General features: G+C 42.4%; 11 protein-coding genes. All 11 read right to left on the minus strand.

Translation table 11 applies throughout. The features are described from left to right. Positions 1 to 35: 35 nt before the first annotated feature. The 11 genes from KSX81_RS09860 to KSX81_RS09910 all read right to left on the minus strand — a co-directional run bounded on the left by KSX81_RS09860 (position 36) and on the right by KSX81_RS09910 (position 19,996). Positions 36 to 1,457 (minus strand): retropepsin-like aspartic protease, encoded by a 1,422-nt coding sequence (locus KSX81_RS09860; RefSeq protein ID WP_217725867.1) that lies wholly within the window; start codon positions 1,455 to 1,457, stop codon positions 36 to 38. Positions 1,458 to 1,560: 103 nt separating this feature from the next. Beyond that, the gene (locus KSX81_RS09865; protein ID WP_004299540.1) at positions 1,561 to 2,691 is read right to left on the minus strand and encodes an aldose epimerase family protein; all 1,131 of its coding nucleotides are present in this window, start codon (positions 2,689 to 2,691) and stop codon (positions 1,561 to 1,563) included. A 145-nt stretch (positions 2,692 to 2,836) separates the two neighbouring features. After that, complete coding sequence (locus KSX81_RS09870; RefSeq protein WP_229128410.1) at positions 2,837 to 4,255, minus strand: glycoside hydrolase family 125 protein; 1,419 nt, start codon at positions 4,253 to 4,255, stop codon at positions 2,837 to 2,839. 47 nt (positions 4,256 to 4,302) lie between these two features. Further along, the gene (locus KSX81_RS09875) at positions 4,303 to 6,594 is read right to left on the minus strand and encodes a GH92 family glycosyl hydrolase (protein WP_149940364.1); all 2,292 of its coding nucleotides are present in this window, start codon (positions 6,592 to 6,594) and stop codon (positions 4,303 to 4,305) included. Between the two features lie 11 nt (positions 6,595 to 6,605). Further along, the gene (locus KSX81_RS09880; RefSeq protein WP_004299537.1) at positions 6,606 to 9,083 is read right to left on the minus strand and encodes a glutaminase domain-containing protein; all 2,478 of its coding nucleotides are present in this window, start codon (positions 9,081 to 9,083) and stop codon (positions 6,606 to 6,608) included. A gap of 55 nt (positions 9,084 to 9,138) precedes the next feature. Continuing rightward, positions 9,139 to 10,398 (minus strand): glycoside hydrolase family 76 protein, encoded by a 1,260-nt coding sequence (locus KSX81_RS09885; RefSeq protein WP_004299536.1) that lies wholly within the window; start codon positions 10,396 to 10,398, stop codon positions 9,139 to 9,141. A 232-nt stretch (positions 10,399 to 10,630) separates the two neighbouring features. Beyond that, on the minus strand, positions 10,631 to 12,097 hold the full coding sequence (locus tag KSX81_RS09890; RefSeq protein ID WP_052587974.1) for a DUF4972 domain-containing protein: 1,467 nt from the start codon (positions 12,095 to 12,097) through the stop codon (positions 10,631 to 10,633). A 22-nt stretch (positions 12,098 to 12,119) separates the two neighbouring features. Then, positions 12,120 to 13,262, minus strand: a complete 1,143-nt coding sequence (locus KSX81_RS09895) for a DUF4972 domain-containing protein (protein WP_052587962.1) — start codon at positions 13,260 to 13,262, stop codon at positions 12,120 to 12,122. A 25-nt stretch (positions 13,263 to 13,287) separates the two neighbouring features. Next, positions 13,288 to 14,610 carry a glycoside hydrolase family 76 protein gene (locus tag KSX81_RS09900; RefSeq protein WP_004299533.1) on the minus strand — a complete coding sequence of 441 codons (1,323 nt, stop codon included), beginning with the start codon at positions 14,608 to 14,610 and terminating at the stop codon, positions 13,288 to 13,290. A 23-nt stretch (positions 14,611 to 14,633) separates the two neighbouring features. Beyond that, complete coding sequence (locus KSX81_RS09905) at positions 14,634 to 16,553, minus strand: RagB/SusD family nutrient uptake outer membrane protein (protein ID WP_195402004.1); 1,920 nt, start codon at positions 16,551 to 16,553, stop codon at positions 14,634 to 14,636. An 11-nt stretch (positions 16,554 to 16,564) separates the two neighbouring features. Further along, a complete protein-coding gene (locus KSX81_RS09910) occupies positions 16,565 to 19,996 on the minus strand; it encodes a TonB-dependent receptor (protein WP_149952607.1) in 3,432 nt (1,143 codons plus the stop codon). Positions 19,997 to 20,067 lie beyond the last annotated feature (71 nt).

Consider the following 20,067-nt stretch of genomic DNA (forward strand, 5'->3'; position numbering starts at 1 on the left):
CGTCTATTCTATTCTCATTTAGATTATTTCAACTCTCATTGCACTGCTTCAAGACGCATATTATCAAGGTCCAGCAGCACTTTCTTTCCTATTCTCCGATAAAAGCCATTGCCTATAACTCCATCAAAGAATATACCGGGAACGATTTGGCCAAGAGGATATGTCTTTACAGCTTCCGGTCCAAGAGGCTGCATTAATTTATCATCAAATATTATTGCAGGATCTTTTAAAGTTTTATATGTGATCGCCCGGGCCTGATGCAGCATAACTACCCCGAATGTATTCTTTTTACAGGTAGAAGCAATCGGCAGTTCTTTCTGATGTTTCTCATAAAATGCAGAATCAACTGTAACATATTCATTAGAACCCGTATCCAGATTAGCTGTAAAAGCAACTCCATTGAGTTTTATACGCATATACAAATCGTATTTGTATGCATAAATATTGGGGGCTTTAGGAAGGTGAGCATTGGCCACAGAGACGGGGAAACACATTTTGTTATGTTCGTAATCTGTCTGTATTTTCCCTATCAATTTCATTACCGGCAGTCCAAGAGACACACAATCCGTAAACAATGTACGCACCGAATCTACAACAGTCTGCGCTTTCTTCCTCTTCTTTCTTCTCTTAATTGATGAACCGGATACAAACGGAACACTCGCGGTGTCCAAGTAAATGAAGGCTGGAATATTGTAAAAAGTTATATTTCCAACTTCAATAGAATCAATGATACTCCGGACAGAAATCAAGTCCTCATTGATCGTTACTTTATTCTCGTCAATGCTGTCATATCTAACCCCCATCCCATCCGCCAACTTTCTACTTAGGACACAGTAGGGTCCTATCCCTGTATCAAAGATAGTGCGCTGTAATATTCCATTATATTTTGCTTGAAAAACAAGTCTGTCGCCTTCTTCTATGTCAACAAAAGAAAGTGTATCGTTCCGTTTCATTTTTATAGGAGGCAAGGTCACTGCATATTCAGCATAAGATAAGAAATTCTCTGTAGCAGTTCGCCATTCTTCATATTCTTTTCCGCCTGTAGTTGTCTTTGTAAAACTTTCATTCCAAATTCGTTTCATCTGCAGATAAGTATCCAATGCCTTATCCGTATCCCCTAGTTCGATGTACGCATCAAACAAATTAGAATAAAAAACAAGTGTTTCCTCCCCAAAAGTTTCATAATGGTGAGGTATAAACTGCTCTAAATAGTAGGCGACACTGTCTGTCTTGTTTAAAAATTGCGCCATTCGAAATTTATAGTATAACTCTAAATCAGAAGGGATCGTCGTTGTCTCTGATATTTTTTTATACAATTCTTTTGATTCAAAATATCTTCCGCTAAACATTAACTTGTCCAGTTTCTGCAACTGTTCAATATCCTCCTGCCCATACAATGTAAGTGGAATTAGTACAAAAATAAAACAGGTGATATAACATGTTTTCCAATATCTCATAATTTATTTCTATTTTCACCTTCTGACAAGAGCAGTCTGATAACAGACTTATCAAGCTCCGCTACTCTCGCAACCGAAAGCAGGGAGCTCATTCATAAATCCATTATTTATCAACAGAGAATTTGAAGATACATTGGCTTGTATACTTTTCGCCCGGGCGAAGTACAGCCGACGGCCATTCCGGTTTGTTCGGAGTATCCGGATATTTCTGTGTTTCGAGACATACGGAAGCACGTTGGTTGTAAGTAATGCCTTTCTTTCCTGTCAGTGAACCATCGAGGAAATTACCTGCATATACCTGAATACCCGGTTCGTTAGTATAAACGTCGAGTACGATGCCAGTCTTCGGTGATTTCAAAGAAGCGCATTTACGGGTTACGTCGCCTTTTGTGTTCAATACCCAGTTGTGGTCGTAGCCATTGCCATTTTTCAGCTGTACGAAATCATAGTCGTTGATACGTTCGCCTACCGGAGTCGGGGTGCGGAAATCCATCGGAGTTCCTTCTACCGGAACGATCTCGCCAGTTGTCATGAAAGTACTATCCACCGGAGTATAATAGTCCGCATCCACCATCAACAGATGACCGGAATTGTTGCCTGCATCGCCTTCAAGGTTAAAATAAGAGTGGTTGGTCATATTTACAATCGTCGGTTTGTCTGTTTCCGCTTCGTATTGAATATCGATGGCATTATCGTCCGTCAGTTTCATCACTACCTTACAAGTGATGTTTCCCGGAAAACCTTCTTCACCGTCTTCTGCACGGTAAGTCAACTGCAATTCCTGCGGATTCAACAATTCTGCATCAAACACCCGGTATTGGAATCCTTGCGGTCCGCCGTGCAAACAATGACCGTAGTTATTGCGGGGAAGCTGATATTCTACACCATCCAAGGTGAACTGTCCCTGATTGATACGATTGGCATAACGTCCGATAGTCGCACCGAAATCCGAAGGCTTGCTGATATAGTCCTGAATAGAATCGAAACCGAGAACAACGTCACGCATCTGTCCGTCTTTGTCGGGAACCATCACTGAAACAATACGTCCACCGAAGTTCGTGATACAAACTTCCATGTTGTTCTTGTTACGCAGAGTGAACAAATCAGTCTTCTTTCCATCCACTTCTGTCTGGAATTTACTCTGCAATAAACCGGAATCTGTAGCCTTTTCAGCTTTCGGAGTACAAGCTGCCATTAAAAGGGCGGCAACTGCCCATACACATAACTTTTTCATGATACAATTGTTTTTTTTTAATATTAGTTTTCAGCTATTCATATTTAGATGCAGACGACGCGGATAACGCGTTTTTTCTAATTTTGCATCAGAAAAAGAGCCGCATCATCCGCGTTATCCGCGTTCAATTTACTATGTCAGCATATTACTGTATACTATTCAATAAATCTACCTTTCCTTCATTAACCAGCTTCAAAATCAACTCACCGAAAAGAGTATTCTGCCAGGCAAACCATGCACGGGTAAATTTCTTCGGATTATCCTTATGGAAAGATTCGTGCATAAAGCCGGTGTCAGCATCCGTGTCCATCAACATCTTAATGCAAGTCTTGATTTCAGCATCATTCTGACTTGTGAAGGCTTTCATCATAATACTCATAGGCCACACCATATCGTAACCGATATGCGGTCCGCCGATTCCTTCGCCTGCCTTGCCTTTAAAGAAATAAGGATTGTCCTCACTCCACACAAAACGGCGGGTATTCTGATAAATCGGATCGTTCACATTCACATCACCCAGATAAGGCATCGCAAGCAAACTCGGCACATTGGCATCGTCCATCAGATGATGATTTCCAAAACCATCTACCTCGAATGCATAGATTTTACCATATTTAGGATGGTTATACACCGCATATTTCTTTAAAGCTGTTTCCACCTCCTGCGCCAAGTCCTTACATTCTTTAGACAAAGCTGTCTTCTTGTTTACCTTCTCCAAAATCTCGGCTGCCTTACGCAAAGAAGATACGGCAAAGAAATTGGAAGGAATCAGGAATTGAAGCGTAGTAGCATCGTCCGAAGGACGGAAACTGGAAACAATCAAACCGACTGGTTTCACCGGTGCTCCCAGACCGTCATTGCTCACAGTATCCAGTGCACGTTCCGTCTTACGTTGGAATTTATAAGGACCTACTCCGTCTTTGCGTTGTTGCTCTTTGAATGTTTTCAGTACATTAGTGATTGCCTGAATCCATTCTTCGTCGAATATGCTCGCATCTCCGGTAGTCTTCCAGTAATGATAAGCCAAACGCAACGGATAACACAAGGAATCTATTTCCCATTTACGTTCGTGCAATTCCGGTTTCATGTCTGTAAGGTCACTCATCCAATGACCGTCAGGAATAGCGCCGTCATTAAAAGCATTCGCGTACGGATCGATATTGATACATTTAAACTGACGGAGAATAACACCTGCCAGCATTTCTTTCAGTTCAGGATCTGCATTAGCTAATTGCACATAAGGCCATACCTGCGCACCGGAGTCGCGTAGCCACATGGCGTGAATATCGCCCGTATATACGAACGTATCCGGTTTGCCATCGCTTCCTTTACGGAAATGTACAGTGGTGTCCAGCGTATTCGGGAAACAGTTGGTAAACATCCATGCCAACTTCGCATTCTTCAAAAGTTTCTGTACACGGAGAATCTCCTTCTCTACCGCATTGGAACGGAACAAACGATTGGATATTTCCGGGCGGTTATCTTTCTGAATAGCATCCGCCAGACATACATGCATTTCCGTCATACGGTTGAAGGCTTGTAGCTCCCCGCCACAGAGAAGCATACCTGCCAGCATACCTGCGCTGATATATTTGATCTGTTTCTTCATGATTACTTCTTCTTTTTAAATTCGTTAGAGAAAGAATAAGGGAAATCGGTCTCTTTGGTACCACGTTGCTGATTGGGTTTCGCATCCATCTTGAAAGAAATGCTAGCGCCATTCAACAAATCCTGATGAGTCAGATAGTTTTTGGTATATTCTTTACCGTTCAATTTCATCGACGAAATGTAACGTTTATCGTCTCCGTTATTCGGAGCAGAGATAGTCACCGTCTTTCCGTTTTCCAGATGCAGCTTCATCTCCTTGAAGTAGGGAGTACCCAAAACATATTCATCCGTACCCGGACATACCGGATAGAATCCCATTGCCGAGAATACATACCAGGCAGAAGTCTGGCCGTTGTCCTCATCACCGCAATAACCGTCGGGAGCAGGGGTATAAAGTTTGTCCATCACTTCACGAATCCAATGTTGCGCTTTCCAGGGTTGGCCGGAATAGTTGTACATATAAAGCATGTGCTGAATCGGTTGGTTACCATGTGCATAGTTGCCCATGTTCATAATCTGCATTTCACGGATTTCATGAATAACGGCTCTATAATAACTTTCATCGAAAATCGGAGGAAGAATAAATACAGAGTCCATCATCTGGTTGAATCCGTCTTTACCGCCCATCAGGTCAATCAGACCTTGAGGATCATGGAATACCGACCAGGTATAATGCCAACTATTACCTTCCGTAAAGGCATCCCCCCACTTCAACGGATTGAACGGAGACTGGAATGTACCGTCTTCATTCTTGCCACGCATCAGTTTGTATTCGGGATCGTAGAGATTCTTATAATTCATTGCACGCTTTGCAAAGATTTCAATCTCTTTTTTCGGTTTCTTCAAGGCTTTACCCAATTGATAGATACACCAGTCATCGTATGCATATTCCAGTGTACGGGCTGCATTCTCGTTAATACCCACATTATAAGGCACATATCCCAACTTATTATAATACTCATATCCTAATCGTCCGGTAGAACGAACATTCGGATGCACTGCATTCGCTCCGTGTTTCACGGCTTCCCACAATGTCTCAATATCGTATCCTTTCAATCCTTTCAGGTAAGCATCGGCAACTACGGAAGCGGAGTTGTTTCCAACCATACAACCTCTGTGTCCCGGACTTGCCCATTCCGGCAGGAATCCGCTTTCTTTATAAGTGTTTACCAATCCTTCCTGCATCTTCGTATTCATGGATGGATACATCAGGTTAAGGAATGGGAAAAGACAACGGAACGTATCCCAGAAACCGGTATCGGTAAACATATAGCCCGGAAGCACTTCGCCATTATAAGGACTGTAGTGCATCACGTCTCCTTTGGCATCTATCTCATAGAAACTTCTGGGGAACAATACCGAACGATACAGGCAGGAGTAGAATGTACGCAAATGGTCGATATCATCGTCTTTCACTTCGATACGTCCCAGTACATCGTTCCATATCTTGCGGCCTTTCGCTGCAATCTGTTCAACATTGTCCGTACCCAGCTCTTTCAGGTTCAGTTCCGCCTGTTCAGGGCTGATAAAAGAGGAAGCTACACGCACATTTACCTGTTCGCCCTTGCGGGTTTTGAAACCGATCAGTGCACCGGCATGATTGTCTGTCGCTTCCAGTTTGTTGGTGTCAATCACACCACTGGCTACGGCAGCCGTATAAGTAAACGGTTTGTCAAATACCAGTACAAAGTAGTTTTTAAAGTTGGCAGGAACACCACCGCTGTTTTTAGTGGTATAACCGATAATCTTGTTCTCCGAAGGGATTACTTTCACAAACGAACCTTTATCAAAGGCGTCTACCACTACATAAGAGTGGTCATTTTCGGGGAAAGTGAAACGGAAAGCAGCTGCTCTCTCTGTCGGAGCAATTTCGGTCACTACATCATGATCGGCAAGATATACTTTATAATAATAAGGAGTAGCCGTTTCAGCTTTATGAGAGAACCAACTGGCACGCTCATCCTGATTAAATACTGCCTTACCGGTTACCGGCATGATGGCAAATTGACCGTAATCATTGATCCAGGGACTTGGCTGATGGGTTTGTTTGAATCCTCTGATCTTGTCAGCGTCATACGTATAGGCCCATCCATCACCCATTTTACCAGTCTGCGGAACCCAAAAGTTCATTCCCCAAGGCAGCGCAATGGCAGGGTAAGTATTTCCGGTAGATAATGCGTGCTTTGACTGCGTACCAACCAGCGGACTAACATAGTCCACCGGTCCGGTAATTGTTTTTGCAGTCATAGCCCATGCACTAAGTAACGTAAAAGCGAATAGAGCTAGTTTCTTCATGGTATTTTGTTTTATTTAATCAGTTTTCCTTCAAGCATTTTGATATAATATCCACCTACAACGGAACGTGCCTGGAAGCCTCTTTGATTCGGTTCGTCTGTAAATACCCAGTCGGACATCGGAACACGGTTAGGTGTCACGTTCATAAACAGATATACGGGTTCGATAAATTTTTCAAAGGTAGCTTTGTCATTTGCCAATGTAGCTGTCCACATGATCCAGTCGGTCTTTGTGTATGTTTCACGGTTATCCAACGGAAGACCATATTTATTTTGCTTCGAAAGATAGTAAGCTATTTCCGTTTCTGCAACATTTTTAGGGAAGATTTGCAGATCCAACAGTTTATCCCACACCAAGTTATACTTCTGGCTCCATGTTCCCGGTTTGTCAAATGTGAGACGATAGTGGTCACCATCATCCGCCATTTTCACCCATTCGGCAGCCATTTCTTTCGCTTTCTGTGTGTACTTTTCAGCCACGTCTTTCTTGCCCAGCATATCTGCCAGATAACCGTATGAAGCAACACCCATGATTGCTTTGATAGAAAGGTTGGCATTGTGTGCAAAGTGACCTGCAAAGTCATCGGTACAAAGTTGGTTGGCCGGATCAAGTCCGTTCTCTACCAGATAGTCTGTCCACGTAGTCAGGGTTTCCCAATGTTTCTGTGCGTAATCTGCATTACCTTCTACTTTTGCAATGGCAGCAGCCAACACTACCATATTACCCGATTCTTCTACCGGCATATCACCGCCATAAGTCTGGCCGTTAGCCAATGGATAAGTACCGACATCATGTGCAGCAAATGGTTTCGCCCATTTTCCGCTTTCGCTATAATAGAAGATATGGTTCATGGTAGCTTTCACCAATTCCGGATTGTAGTATAAAAGCAGCGGGGCTCCCGGATAAGTCAGGTCGACTGTTCCGATGGAACCATTACTGAAGTTCTCCTTAGAAAGGAATACCAAGTCACCGTTCGGAGCCTGTACCAGTTTATGTGCAGCCAATGCCTGACGATAAGCCAATGCACAAAGTTCGGCATATTTACGTCCACCGGCAGCAGTAGCTTCTTCCATCAGTTTCTTGTCGAAAGCAGCACTGTTCTTCATTTGTGTCTTGTATTCTTTCTCCGCTTTCTGGAATTGGGAAACAATCGTTTCATTACCCTCACGGTTCCAGTAAGGACGCAGGTTATCACCAAAGTATTGGATAGAATAAATATCATCATATCCGATCAGCAGATGGCCATCAGCTTTTTGTGTTTCGCCCAATGAACGTACCAAAGCCAGTTTATCATAACCGTTTGTGGTAGGAGCTTCCAGTTTATTGGCTACGAAATTCTTGCGCAGCTCTCTGCCGTCACCGATTGCATAAGTACTGTTTTCCTTTTCAGCTGCCAGATAGAAATGTCCCCAGTCGATACGAACATCATCACCCTTTTTCTTCAGAATATCCTGATTGCGGCTTCCGGTACGAAGGAATAACAAATCGCCGTCAGTAAAGCTGTCGGCAACAGATTCCTGGTGAGGTTGGTCGATTGCCCATTGCGGAGATGCTTCGAAATACAACTCTACCTGATGTTTCTGACCGTCATTGGAAGCTACTTCATAAGAAATGTAGTTGACCGGACGTGACAACAAATCCAGATTATCCATAAACATAGGAGCAGTAAATGTCAGTTTCAAATCTACCGGACCGCAAGTAAATGTATAATAAGTCTGCATGGGTTGTACATCTACAGAAGTTTGTTGCGCTGTTTGATGGAAAGAACGGTAACCGTCCAGTTCTACCAGCAATCCGAAATCCAACAGTCCGTTTCCTACCCGGTTATGACAATAACCTGCAATCAGATTTTCACCCGGTTTCAAAGAAGCTACTACTTCTTCCGACAGTTTCACCCGTTCGTTCTTTTTACAAGCATTGCCTGTATCCACTACCTTGATGCCGTTGATATAAATAATAGCATCATCGTCATGAGAGAATTCAAGATATACATTCTTTCCTGTCAAGTCTTCCTGAATATCAGCTACCCGGCGTACCCAGATAAATTCTTCACCCCATTGAGTCTTTGCTGTATGTTCATTCTCCATGGTTCCGAAGGCAGCTTCGCCTTCTTTCCAGGCTTTATCATTGAATCCGGCATTCTGCCATCCGTCAGCAGGCTGTTGAGTGGTATACTTTCCTGTCCAGCTACCTTGTTCGGATGTCTTTACCAAAGGACGTAGTTCCAGTTCTTCCGTTCCCATGAAACGGTAGGTTTGTCCGTCTACTTTTGCAACACCAAGTAAAGAAAAATCCTTGCCTGTCCAATGTTTTACAGGACTGTCGTATAGATTGTCCGTAGTAGACCATGCACTAGTATAAGGATCAATTGTCACCAGCGGATATGCCGGAGCACGTAATTCATTCTTCTCGTGCTGTTCTACCTGGGTCTCACAGCTACAAAATACAGAAGCTGTTCCCAGTAACAGCATCATCAGTTGTTGTTTCATAATTTAAATCACCTGTTTATTTAATCTATTTTACGCAAATTCCGTCGTTTTCTATTTATTTCTTAGCCGGAAACAAAAGCATCAATGCCGGTATACCGGAAGCAGAATAACTGTCGATTTCCGCACCTTCCGGCAACTTTTTATAGTATTCGCCTCCACATACGTTCCGTGTCTTATCTCTGTTTGCCCAACCTGTTTTGATGGTACGTTTCAGGAACGGGAGATATTGGGTTTGTCCGCAATCATACACCAACCATGCCATATATTCCGCAAAGATGGCAGTATAGATACCCTGTTCAATACCACCTTCGAAAGGTAGCACTTTATGTTCTGCAGACATATCTTTCACTGTATAGTCTGCTGCCAGAATAGCATTGTCCAGATAACGTTTCTCTCCGGTCGCCTTATAAAGCAGTATGGACGCTCCGATAAAGGTTGCCTGGTTGTATACATGTGCTTTCCATGCGGGATTGCCATTTCCATGACGGCTATCGGCAATCTTTCCTGTTGCTTTATCCAAGAGATTTTCCACTCCCCATTCATAGATTTCTTTACCTTTGGCAAGATATTGAGCTTTCGTCTGATAATCCGGCCGTTTGTCGGTCGATTCTTTTCTATTTTCAGGCACGTTATTGTAGAGGGTTAATGCTGCAACAACTGTCGGAAAGTTGATACATGCCATCTTTCCATCACCGAATTTATTCGGTTTCGGATTTTGAATGGGTTGCCATTGCCAAAACATACCTCCGTTTTCTTTGTCATACGAGCCGGTATCACCGACTTTTTCCGAGCCATACCATACCCGTTTGAAACTAGCTTCCGAGAGTTTCAGATATTCATCCACTCCAAAAAGTTCGTAGCCGCGTGCCAGGCTGATAGTCCACCACATGATGTCATCGTAGATGAACCAGCCGGTATTTTCATTGTTATCATCAAAATCAAACTGACAATATTGCGCTTTGTTCCCTGCGAATATTTTCTCGCAGAGTGTTTTATAGTAATTCGTTTTCTTTTTGTCTTTCTGTGCCTTTGCCAGTTTATAAGCATTCATTGCCATATCCCAATAAATAGGTTGACACCAGATAGCCGCTGCTCCATTGCCACGGTCAACAGCACTTGGATAGGACGAATTTGTCTTGTAAATATATTTATTGGAGTCTAGTAGTGTATTATTAAATCCTTCATAAGCTGCCCATACATCTTCGTTCGTATATGCGTGCTTCTTCTGGTTTGCTTTTCCTGAATTGCCGACTGCCCATATAGTAGTTGATGCTCCCAATAGTAGTGTCAGAGCTAAAAGAATTTTGCCTTTCATGATAGTTTATAAGTTTATAGTATTTTTCCTGTTACAAAGATTGCAGAAATAGCTGAAAAAAAACGATAATATTTATTCAATAAAGAACAAATACAGACCAAAACACTTTTCTACAATAAAAATAAAGGATTAATAAAGGGTTATTGGAGAATAATTCCCCCTCACTCTGTCCTTATGACAGAGATAAGGGGAATATTTAATCTACCTATTGAAAACTCATTCCGGTAAACAATTATTTGTTATCTGTAATGTCTGTGGATTCAATCCATTGCCAGTTATCACCAACTAATGTTGCCGTATGGCCTTTCAAACCTGTTATTGTGCTGGTAGCACTTTGAGTAGGCTGATCACCTTTCACTTCAAAATCCCAGGCTTCTACCAAATTCGGATTATCAGCACTTACACCTTCTTCATTACCCATATAAGAAGCATATACCTGATTTTCTGTCCGATTTGTTTTCCAGATACGGATCTTCTTTATGTAACCGGAGAACCATTCGTTACGATTTCCATTATTGTCCATCATACAGAATCCGGTCATGTGGACCTTATTAGCTATAGATTGTTCATTGATATACGTTCTCCAGGACTCACCCACACGAATGATTTCACCCTGTCTCGTACCGTCAATCATGGAATAACACTTCACATCTGTCGGAGTATCAAATCCCGGCAATCCCTTATCCCTGAAGAGGAATGCATAATGCGTCCAACGATCTTTGGTCCAGTTGTCCGACTTTTTCCATCCCGGTTCCCATTCTTGTGGATTTGTGTGATTATTATCTTGCCAGTGAGCAACCATTGTTCTCAACAATCCCTTTGTACGATCCTGAGCACGCCATCCGCTCCAATAAGGATCGTTGGTCATGGTAGAAAGGAAAGTACAGTTGTCTTCTCCCTGTTTATTGCAATATTCTTTGATATTCACCCAAAGTTCAATCGTAAATGCCTGATTGTCATCCTCTCCAAACTTCACATAATCCTCACTATAACCAAAGTCTATATAGGAACCGGCATTTCCATCTACAAACAGATTCCAGGTAATCTGACTGTTATCCGGCCATGCAGAATCTTCAACTTCTTCTACTTTCTTATCGGCAGCAGCAATAGTCTCATCATAAATCTCCTGCGTCATATCTGTGATGGAACCGGATTTGATTCTTTCAGCCAGACTTTCCAAATCTTTAGCTGCACTCTCCAAAACCGACTTATTTTCTACCGGATATTGTCCCTGATGATTTCCCCACTTCGTTTCATCATTAACGATTGCAAGTATTTCATCCGCCTTAGCCAGTAAATTATTGATATATTGCTGTGCTTCCGGAGACAGATTGTAATATTTTGAATTTTTAAACTCGTCAATCGCTTGATTTACCTTTGCTACAGCAGTTTCCAAAGTTGTTTCATCCAGTTCCTCACCAGCTTCTACCCGTGTTATCAGTGCATCCAACTCGGTAATAGCAGCATTTAATATATCCTTTCCGGTTTCAGGATATGTCCCGGGAGCAGTTCCGTAGGTTGAATTCTTCAATAAATAGCTCAATGACGCACGGCTTTCCTGTAAGATACTTAATTGTGTATCTGTCATATACTCGTCTTCAATATCGTCACAAGCGGTAAATATCCCTGCCAGACTAGAAATCAGGAGGAAAGAGAGGAGCATTGCTCCCTCTCTCCATTTATTAGTTAAACATTTCATGTTTTTCATCGTTTTTACATTATTATTCAACAATACGTTGCCACTCGTAAGTACCGATAATCTTAGCAGTATGACGACCTGTCAGGTCTATTACTTCATTACCCGAACCGGAAGGTTTGGTCATGAAATCCCATGCTGCCGCCAAATCTGCTTCTTTACCCGTCACTTCAGCCGTTCCGTTATAAGAATTCTGAACATATTCGTTATCCTTTGCGCTCTTCCAGATACGGATTTTTTTCATATAACCGGCAAAGCCTTCTTCAAACAGATTATCACTAGTACGCATATAACGTCCGAAAGCGGTCATCGGTGCATTATAGTTGGCATAGTTGCTCGAATTATAGAACCTGTTACCCACGCTTCCCTCGGTTGTTTTCACTTCTCCGTTCACATACAATTTCGCACGAAGCTCCGGACTGCCCGGCAAGCCTTTATCACTGTACACAAACAAGAAATGTTGCCATTCTCCATCTTCCGGTGCCTTTAGTGACGGTTCACAGATATTTCCTCCTGTTTCGCCCCAAGTTGCACGATAAATACCACCGTCCGCATTACGCCAGTACATCATCCAGCCGTTACGCCATCCGTCACCGCCCATGTAAGTTGACAGGAACACATTCTGGTCTTTTCCACCACCTTTGGTTACTTTCACCCAAAACTCAACAGTAAAGGCTTGATTTCCTTCGGTTCCGAAATTGACATATTCTTCGCTACGTCCGAAATCGATATAAGAACCACCATCACCACGTCCGTCCACAAACAGTTCAGCCGGTGTTGTTTCAGCGTCTTCTGTACGGATCGTACTCTTGAACTGTTCCATAGACGCCTTGGCTTCTGCCACATAGCGTTGTTTCTCACTTTCCGACGGAGAGGGTTGCTGATATTTGATTAAAAGTACCGCACGATTGGCATCATCTATCGCATCTGTCAGAATTGCCCGGCTTTCGGTGGGGTACTGTCCTTTCTTATCTCCGTAGTCTGAATTTTGCTGCAAATCGGTCATTTCAGCAATCAATGCATCCAGTTGGTCGATATAGGTATCTTCTATTTCAGGAGCCGCAGTATACTCGTCATGCGTTTCTTCAGAACAAGCCGCCAATTGAAGTGTCAGTACCATGCATAACACATAATACCACATTTTCCAATTTGAATATTTCGTATTCATTATTCTTCTTTTTTATGGGTTACAATTATTTATCTGCCGGAAACAACAACATCAATGCCGGTATTCCGGATGCACTATAGCTGTCAATAGTAGCACCTTCTATCTGTGCCTTATGATATTCGCCACCACACAAATTACGTGTCTGGTCGCGATTAGCCCAGCCGTAATTAATGTTACGTTTCAAGAACGGTACGTACTGGGTCTGGCCACAATCATTTACCAGCATGGCCATGTATTCCGCAAAGATAGCGGTATAAATACCCTGTTCCACGCCACTCTCGAACGGCAGTAAATCGTACGTTTCGGACATGGTATTCATTGTATAGTCAGCTCCTAAAATTGCATTGTCCAAATATGTTTTCTCACCGGTAGCTTTATAAAGCAATAATGAAGCTCCGATAAAAGTGGCCTGATTGTATACATGGTCCGACCATGCCGGATTGCCTTCACCATGCTTGCTGTCGGCAACCTCTCCGGTATTGCTGTCTACCAGATTCTTCACAGCCCATTCATAGATTTCTTTTCCTTTTGCCAGATAAGCTTCCTTCGTTTCATAATGCGGACGGGTAAAATCACCGTACTTATTACTCCAGCTTTCCGGATTCGGATCAGCCACACGATCGGTAGGAACATTGTTATAAAGGGTCAATGCAGCTACCACAGTCGGGAAATTGATACAAGCCATCTTACCATCACCGGCAGCATTTTCATTCGGATTGCCGATAGGCTGCCATTGCCAGAACATACCTCCACCCAAATTCTTTTCAGGATCTGCATAAGAACCCGTATCACCTACGCGGGGAGAACCGTACCATACACGTGCAAAACTTGCTTCTGCCAGACTGCGATACTCTTCCACTTTAAATAATTCGTAAGCACGTGCCAAAGTAATGGTCCACCACTGTATATCATCATAGATAAACCAGCCGGTATTCTCATTATTATCGTCGAAATCAAAGTTTACATAATGTGCTTTATTTCCGGCAAACAAATCATCACACAACTGCTTGTATTTGTTTTCTCTTTCCGTATCTCCTTCCGCTTTTGCACGTTTATATGCGTTCATGGCCATATCCCAATAGATCGGCTGGCACCAGATAGCGGCAGCTCCGTTATTACGGTCGGTAGCAGCAGTATAAGCGGTACTTGTTTTATAAATGTTCTTATCGGGGTCCAGCAAGTTATCATTAAATGCTTCATAGGCAGTCCAGGTATCCGCATTGGTATACTCCGGTACAATCTCGTAATCCGGAGTATATGGCTTTGCCTGTTTATCCTCATTGCAAGAGGACATACAAAGGACACCGGACATGAGACAAACTGCAGAGAAAATATATTGTTTCATCATAATTTCTATTTTATAATCAGTATTTAGAATCCTGTATTCTGAACCAAGTTTTTATCAATATCAATTTCGCCCTGTGGTATGGGGAAGAAGTACTGACGGTCAAAAATACGCTTCACAATCTCCGTACGTTTGAAGAATTCATTTCCGTCATAATTGACATTCATACCGTGAATTGCCTTGTTGAAATACTCATTTACCAATCCCCAGCGACGTACATCAAAATAACGGCAGTTTTCGAAACTCAATTCAATGCGTTTCTCCTTACGAATCAGCTCCATGACTTCTTCCGTTGTAGTCGGTTTAGGCAGATTGACTGTTTCACCGTATCCCGGAATACCCGCACGCTTACGGATCATGTTCATATACGTCCAGATGTCTTCATGAGTCGGGCTGACATGCGCAAGCGCTTCGATATAGTCAAAATAAATATTAGTCAGACGCAAGAGCACACAAACCAAGTTCTGGTTACGGTCGCCGGAATCCATTCCTTTGCGCACCAAATAACCTGTACTTGTATAGTCATTGCTACCTTGTTCTTTACCACAACTTCCGCTATAAGTGAAATCTACTATATAATCGCCTTCTGTTCCATCAAACCATTTTGAATTACTAAAGGTAATGTCTACATAAAAACGAGGTTCACGATTAACATACATCATTCTGGTTCCTGTCGGTGCATATAAGGTACCGTCTGTTCCTTTGTATTCTGTTGTAGAAACTCCCTCTTCTACATAATCGGATTTTTCGTTGATAATCGGAGTGACTCCGTCAGCACTATAACCGGAAATAGGAGATTCTCCGTTTGACATGAAATAGGCATCTACCATTTCTTGGGTTGCTCCCAACAAGCTACCACCTCTATAGTTGGTCGTATTACCGGATCTATTCGGCATACGGTCGTACTGCATGGTTCCGGCAGCATTATCCAAACGATAGAAAATCATTTCTTTATTGTTACCCATTTCAGAAAACAGGGTTCTTACTGCACGGCGATAAGATTCCGTCGGGCTGAAGCCTTCCGAGTCCGGACCGGAAACAGAAACACCGTCCTTATTGGTATACATCAAATGATAACGACTTCCGTAATTAGAGAAGAAAGTGTTACATTCATTAATCACTTTCTGCCAATTGGCACGTTTGGTAGCTTCGTCCGGTTTGTTAGGGAACAGTTTTGTTCCGTCCGTATTAGCCAAGTCTGAATAGTAATTGCACTCTCCATTAAACAACCAGCTGGCACGATAAGTCAATGCCTCGATGATAAACGCCTGTGCAATCGCCTTATCAATACGGCCATATCCGGACACTTTGTCGGTAGAAGCATCATCCAGTAAACCATCGTTTTGCGCACCTTTCAGTTCTGATACGATAAAATCGAAACACTCGTCTACCGTATTACGCGGGAGTTGCAACTCATCGCTCGGAGTATCCATCGGGAAGTCCTTTTCAAGCAAAGGAACCGGACCATAAGTACGTACTAAATAAAAATAGTAGATCGCCCGCAAAGCTCTTGCTTCCGCTTTCCATTGATTTCTTTCTGTAACAGTCAGCGGTGCCTGATCTACATTTTCTGTAAATACTGCCGCTTCATGAATACCTGAAAACCAGCTCTTCCAGCGATACAATACCATCGTTCCTTCGGTAGCATCGATTGAATTGTTATTTATCAATTTCCCTTTATTGTCATTTGTCCACTCTGCTTCGTCGCTGGAGCCTGTCCAGGGACCGGGAGTACGGTACAGACTTGTTTCGTGCACCTGACGTTGGTTAAATTCATCCGGTAAGAATGTGTATACGTTCGAAAGATACCGCAAGGCTCCATCTCTGGTTGTGAAAATCTCCTTGAGTGATAAACGGTCATCAGGCACCTGGTCAAAATAGTCATTACAAGATGTCGTCAAGAAACACGCCAGCAAACTAACGATTATATAATTATATTTTTTCATTATCTTTTTGTTTAGAATGTGAAATTAATACCAACTGAATAAGAAGTCGTATTCGGATAAGAAGCACCATTATCGGTATTCAACTCCGGATCCCACAATTTGAAACGACTCAAAGTGAACAGGTTAGTTCCCATTACATATACAGCCGCATTCTTCAGATGAACTTTATTCACCCAGGGTTTAGGCAGATTATAAGAGATCTGCAATGTCTTCAAACGCAGGAAGTTCATGTTACGCACCCACCAGGTACTTTTCTGGAAGTTATTAATATTACTGGTTGTTTCACTTCCATAAGACAAACGCGGATAAAAGGCATTCTGATCCGGATTTTCCTCTGTCCAACGGTCACCAATGTTAGAGTAAAGGTTACCACTACCACCACCGCCATTAAACGGATTAACGCTGCTACCGTTCAAAACACGTTCGGCTCCTGCTACGCCCTGGAACATCATCCCCACAGACAAGTCTTTCCAGCCTACTGTAAATCCGAAACCATAGACAGTTGTCGGCACATCACCACGAGAAATGTAAGTCTGGTCGTATGCGTCTATCTGACCGTCATTGTTTAAATCCTTGTATTTGATATCTCCGGCTTTTACTGTTCCAAACTGTGATGCAAACGGTTTGGGAGTAATGGCTTTATTGGCATCCGACAAAGATTCCCAGCGTGCCATATCATCTATTTCAGCTTGAGTGAACAGTCCCTCGGCAACATATCCTTTCACTCCATTGATGTTGTGCCCATATTGGTTCATCCATTCGTATTTCTGTTCCGGCAATTCTCCCTGAATCCATTTATCCTTATTAAAGGTGACATTACCACGAAGCGCAATTACCCAGTCTTTATTGATACGCTTGTTATACTCGATCGTTCCGTCAAATCCCTTATTTTCTATGATACCGATGTTTCCGTAAGGAGCAGATGTGTTGTATCCCAAGAATGAAGGTATAGAATGTTCACGCTTCAACAAGATGTTTTCACGACGTTCTTTAAACAAGTCGAATACAATAGACAGATCGTCATTAAATAGCTTCAGGTCAATACCCAGGTCTTGTTTGCGAGATTCTTCCCAAATCAGGTCAACAGCCATATTCACTGTTTCATAACCGGACCACTTAGTTCCATTCGGTCCGAATTTATAACCATAGTCTCCATTTTCTTTCATCTGATCCAGATACATGAAACGACGGTCGGAAACTTCGCTATTACCCACTTTACCATCTGTATAACGTATCTTCAAGAAAGAAACTGCCTTCGACAAAGGTTGCCAGAATTTCTCATTTGAAACAACCCATCCTACACCAAATGCAGGGAAAGTTCCGAAACGATGTTTAGGCGAAAAGTTCTCGGCACCGTTATAACCGATGTTGAACTCTGCGAAGTAACGGTCTTTCCATGAATAAGTGGCACGACCGGCAATACCCATCATACGATACGGAATCGCATCTTCCAATGTCCCTTTTGGATATAATAGTTTGGATTGCTGATTGAACAGGAATAACGCACTAACACGATGATCGTCGTTGAATGTCCGGTCATAATTCAAGGAAGCCTCCAAATAAGTCTTTTTGTTACCACTCGTTTCCTGTTTATAACTTAACACGTTACTTCCTTCATAAATACGTTGCAGAATAGGTTGTCCATTCATATCGTAAGGAACACTAGTGTCCAGGAAGTTGTAGGTAGACTCCGCACGGTCCTGATGTACATGTATCTCATTGTATACGTCGAATGCATACATAGCAGTCAGTTTCAGTCCTTTCGTGAGCATATCCAAATCCTGTGTGACGCGCAAATTAGAGTAAATCTGATTTTTCGTCAGGTTGTCATAACCACGACGTGTAGCCTGTGAATAAGGGTTATTAAAGTTGTTATTGGTTGAAGTTCCCGGCACAAAGGCTTCTCCGTTAACAAAGAACATCTTCGGATATTCAACCGGTGAGATAGACATTGCCGCATTATACAAATCGGCAGAAGAGATGGCCGGATAGTTTCCTTCTCCCAGATAACCTTGCGCACCGATCTCGACCTTAGTAGTAGGAGTTACGTCGATATTCAAATTGGTAGTAAAGTTGTAACGGCTATATTTCATTTTAGAATCATAGGTGTCGATATTCTTATCAGTCACCGTCATACCTGTCTCATTAAAGTAGCTGACTGATGCATAATAAGCGACTTTCTCGCTACCACCGCGTACATTTACATTCACACGGCGATTATGTCCCCAATCATTAAAGATTTCTTTCAACCAATCCACATTCGGATATAGATAAGGATCCTTACCGGCAATCGTGTTACGTATCTGATCTTCTGTATATTTCGTAGCAATACCGTCATTACGCATTGCCTCGTTGGCTGCATTCATATAAGTGATACCGTCTGCCAAATCGACCATCTTCGTGAAACGGGTAAACGATTCATAATAATCCGCGCTCACTGTCGGTTTTCCTACCTTTCCCGGTTTGGTTTTAATCAAAATTACGCCATTGGCACCACGTACACCATACACAGCTGTTGCTGATGCATCTTTCAACGTTGTCAACGATTCAATATCTTCCGGATCGATGTCATTGAACGAACGTTCCACTCCATCCACCAATACCAGCGGAGAAGAAGTGTTGGGAGTGGAAATTCCACGAATCCAGATATCAGCAGCATCTTTTCCCGGTTCTCCTGTACGTTGTACAGCCACAACACCCGCCAAACGACCTGCCAATGTAGTTGTTAAACTGGCAGAAGGCGTCTTAATATCTTCCATCTTCATGGAAGACTGTGCACCGATATTACTTATTTTACGCTGGGTACCATACCCCACAATAACAGTCTCTTCCAATTCGTTGACCTGTTCTTCCAAGGTGACATCATAAATGTTGGTGGAGGCATTGGTTCGTATTTCAGAAGTTTTAAACCCGATATAGGTAAATTTAAGCACTACACTCTTCTTGGTTACGAATATCTCATACAAACCATCCATATTCGTAATCGAACCGTTTGCATCTCCATCCACAGTAACGTTGACCCCAATAAGCGGCTCTCCTTTTATATCAGTGACACGTCCGGATATTTTCCGCTTATTCTGTTGCTGTTCGGTTGAAGCAGGGGCTTTTCCGGAAATAAATATTTGCCTGTCAGAGATCCGATAAGTACACGAAGTACCTTCGAAAAGTTCAGAAAGAATTTCTTCTATATTCTTATTCTTACTATCGATAGATACCTTACGTTCTAAGTTGACAGCGTCATCTAAATAGAAGAAAACAAATTGACTACTTTTCTCTATTGTTTTAAGCACTTCTCTCAACGTCGAGTTACTCATGCTGACCGAAAGAGTCTTAAATTGAGAATAATTGTTGTAACTTGCGAAAGAGTAGTCTATTCCGAGAAGTAAAAAGCACAGGAATAGCCCGAGAACCTTACTCTTTCGTTCTCTAATTGCATTTTTCATATTAAACATGTTAAAAATTTCTCATAATATTATTTTCTGTATATAAACATTCATAGGCACACAAGTCCCAT

Source organism: Bacteroides sp. MSK.18.37 (genome assembly GCF_019129155.2).
Taxonomy (GTDB): Bacteria; Bacteroidota; Bacteroidia; order Bacteroidales; family Bacteroidaceae; genus Bacteroides; species Bacteroides ovatus.

Bases quoted from the DNA above. Each gene is read 5' to 3' on its own strand.
- KSX81_RS09860 (WP_217725867.1), bottom strand. From the start codon at position 1,457: ATGAGATATTGGAAAACATGTTATATCACCTGTTTTATTTTTGTACTA.
- KSX81_RS09865 (WP_004299540.1), bottom strand. From the start codon at position 2,691: ATGAAAAAGTTATGTGTATGGGCAGTTGCCGCCCTTTTAATGGCAGCT.
- KSX81_RS09870 (WP_229128410.1), bottom strand. From the start codon at position 4,255: ATGCTTCTCTGTGGCGGGGAGCTACAAGCCTTCAACCGTATGACGGAA.
- KSX81_RS09875 (WP_149940364.1), bottom strand. From the start codon at position 6,594: ATGAAGAAACTAGCTCTATTCGCTTTTACGTTACTTAGTGCATGGGCT.
- KSX81_RS09880 (WP_004299537.1), bottom strand. From the start codon at position 9,083: ATGAAACAACAACTGATGATGCTGTTACTGGGAACAGCTTCTGTATTT.
- KSX81_RS09885 (WP_004299536.1), bottom strand. From the start codon at position 10,398: ATGAAAGGCAAAATTCTTTTAGCTCTGACACTACTATTGGGAGCATCA.
- KSX81_RS09890 (WP_052587974.1), bottom strand. From the start codon at position 12,097: ATGAAATGTTTAACTAATAAATGGAGAGAGGGAGCAATGCTCCTCTCT.
- KSX81_RS09895 (WP_052587962.1), bottom strand. From the start codon at position 13,262: ATGAATACGAAATATTCAAATTGGAAAATGTGGTATTATGTGTTATGC.
- KSX81_RS09900 (WP_004299533.1), bottom strand. From the start codon at position 14,610: ATGATGAAACAATATATTTTCTCTGCAGTTTGTCTCATGTCCGGTGTC.
- KSX81_RS09905 (WP_195402004.1), bottom strand. From the start codon at position 16,553: ATGAAAAAATATAATTATATAATCGTTAGTTTGCTGGCGTGTTTCTTG.
- KSX81_RS09910 (WP_149952607.1), bottom strand. From the start codon at position 19,996: ATGAAAAATGCAATTAGAGAACGAAAGAGTAAGGTTCTCGGGCTATTC.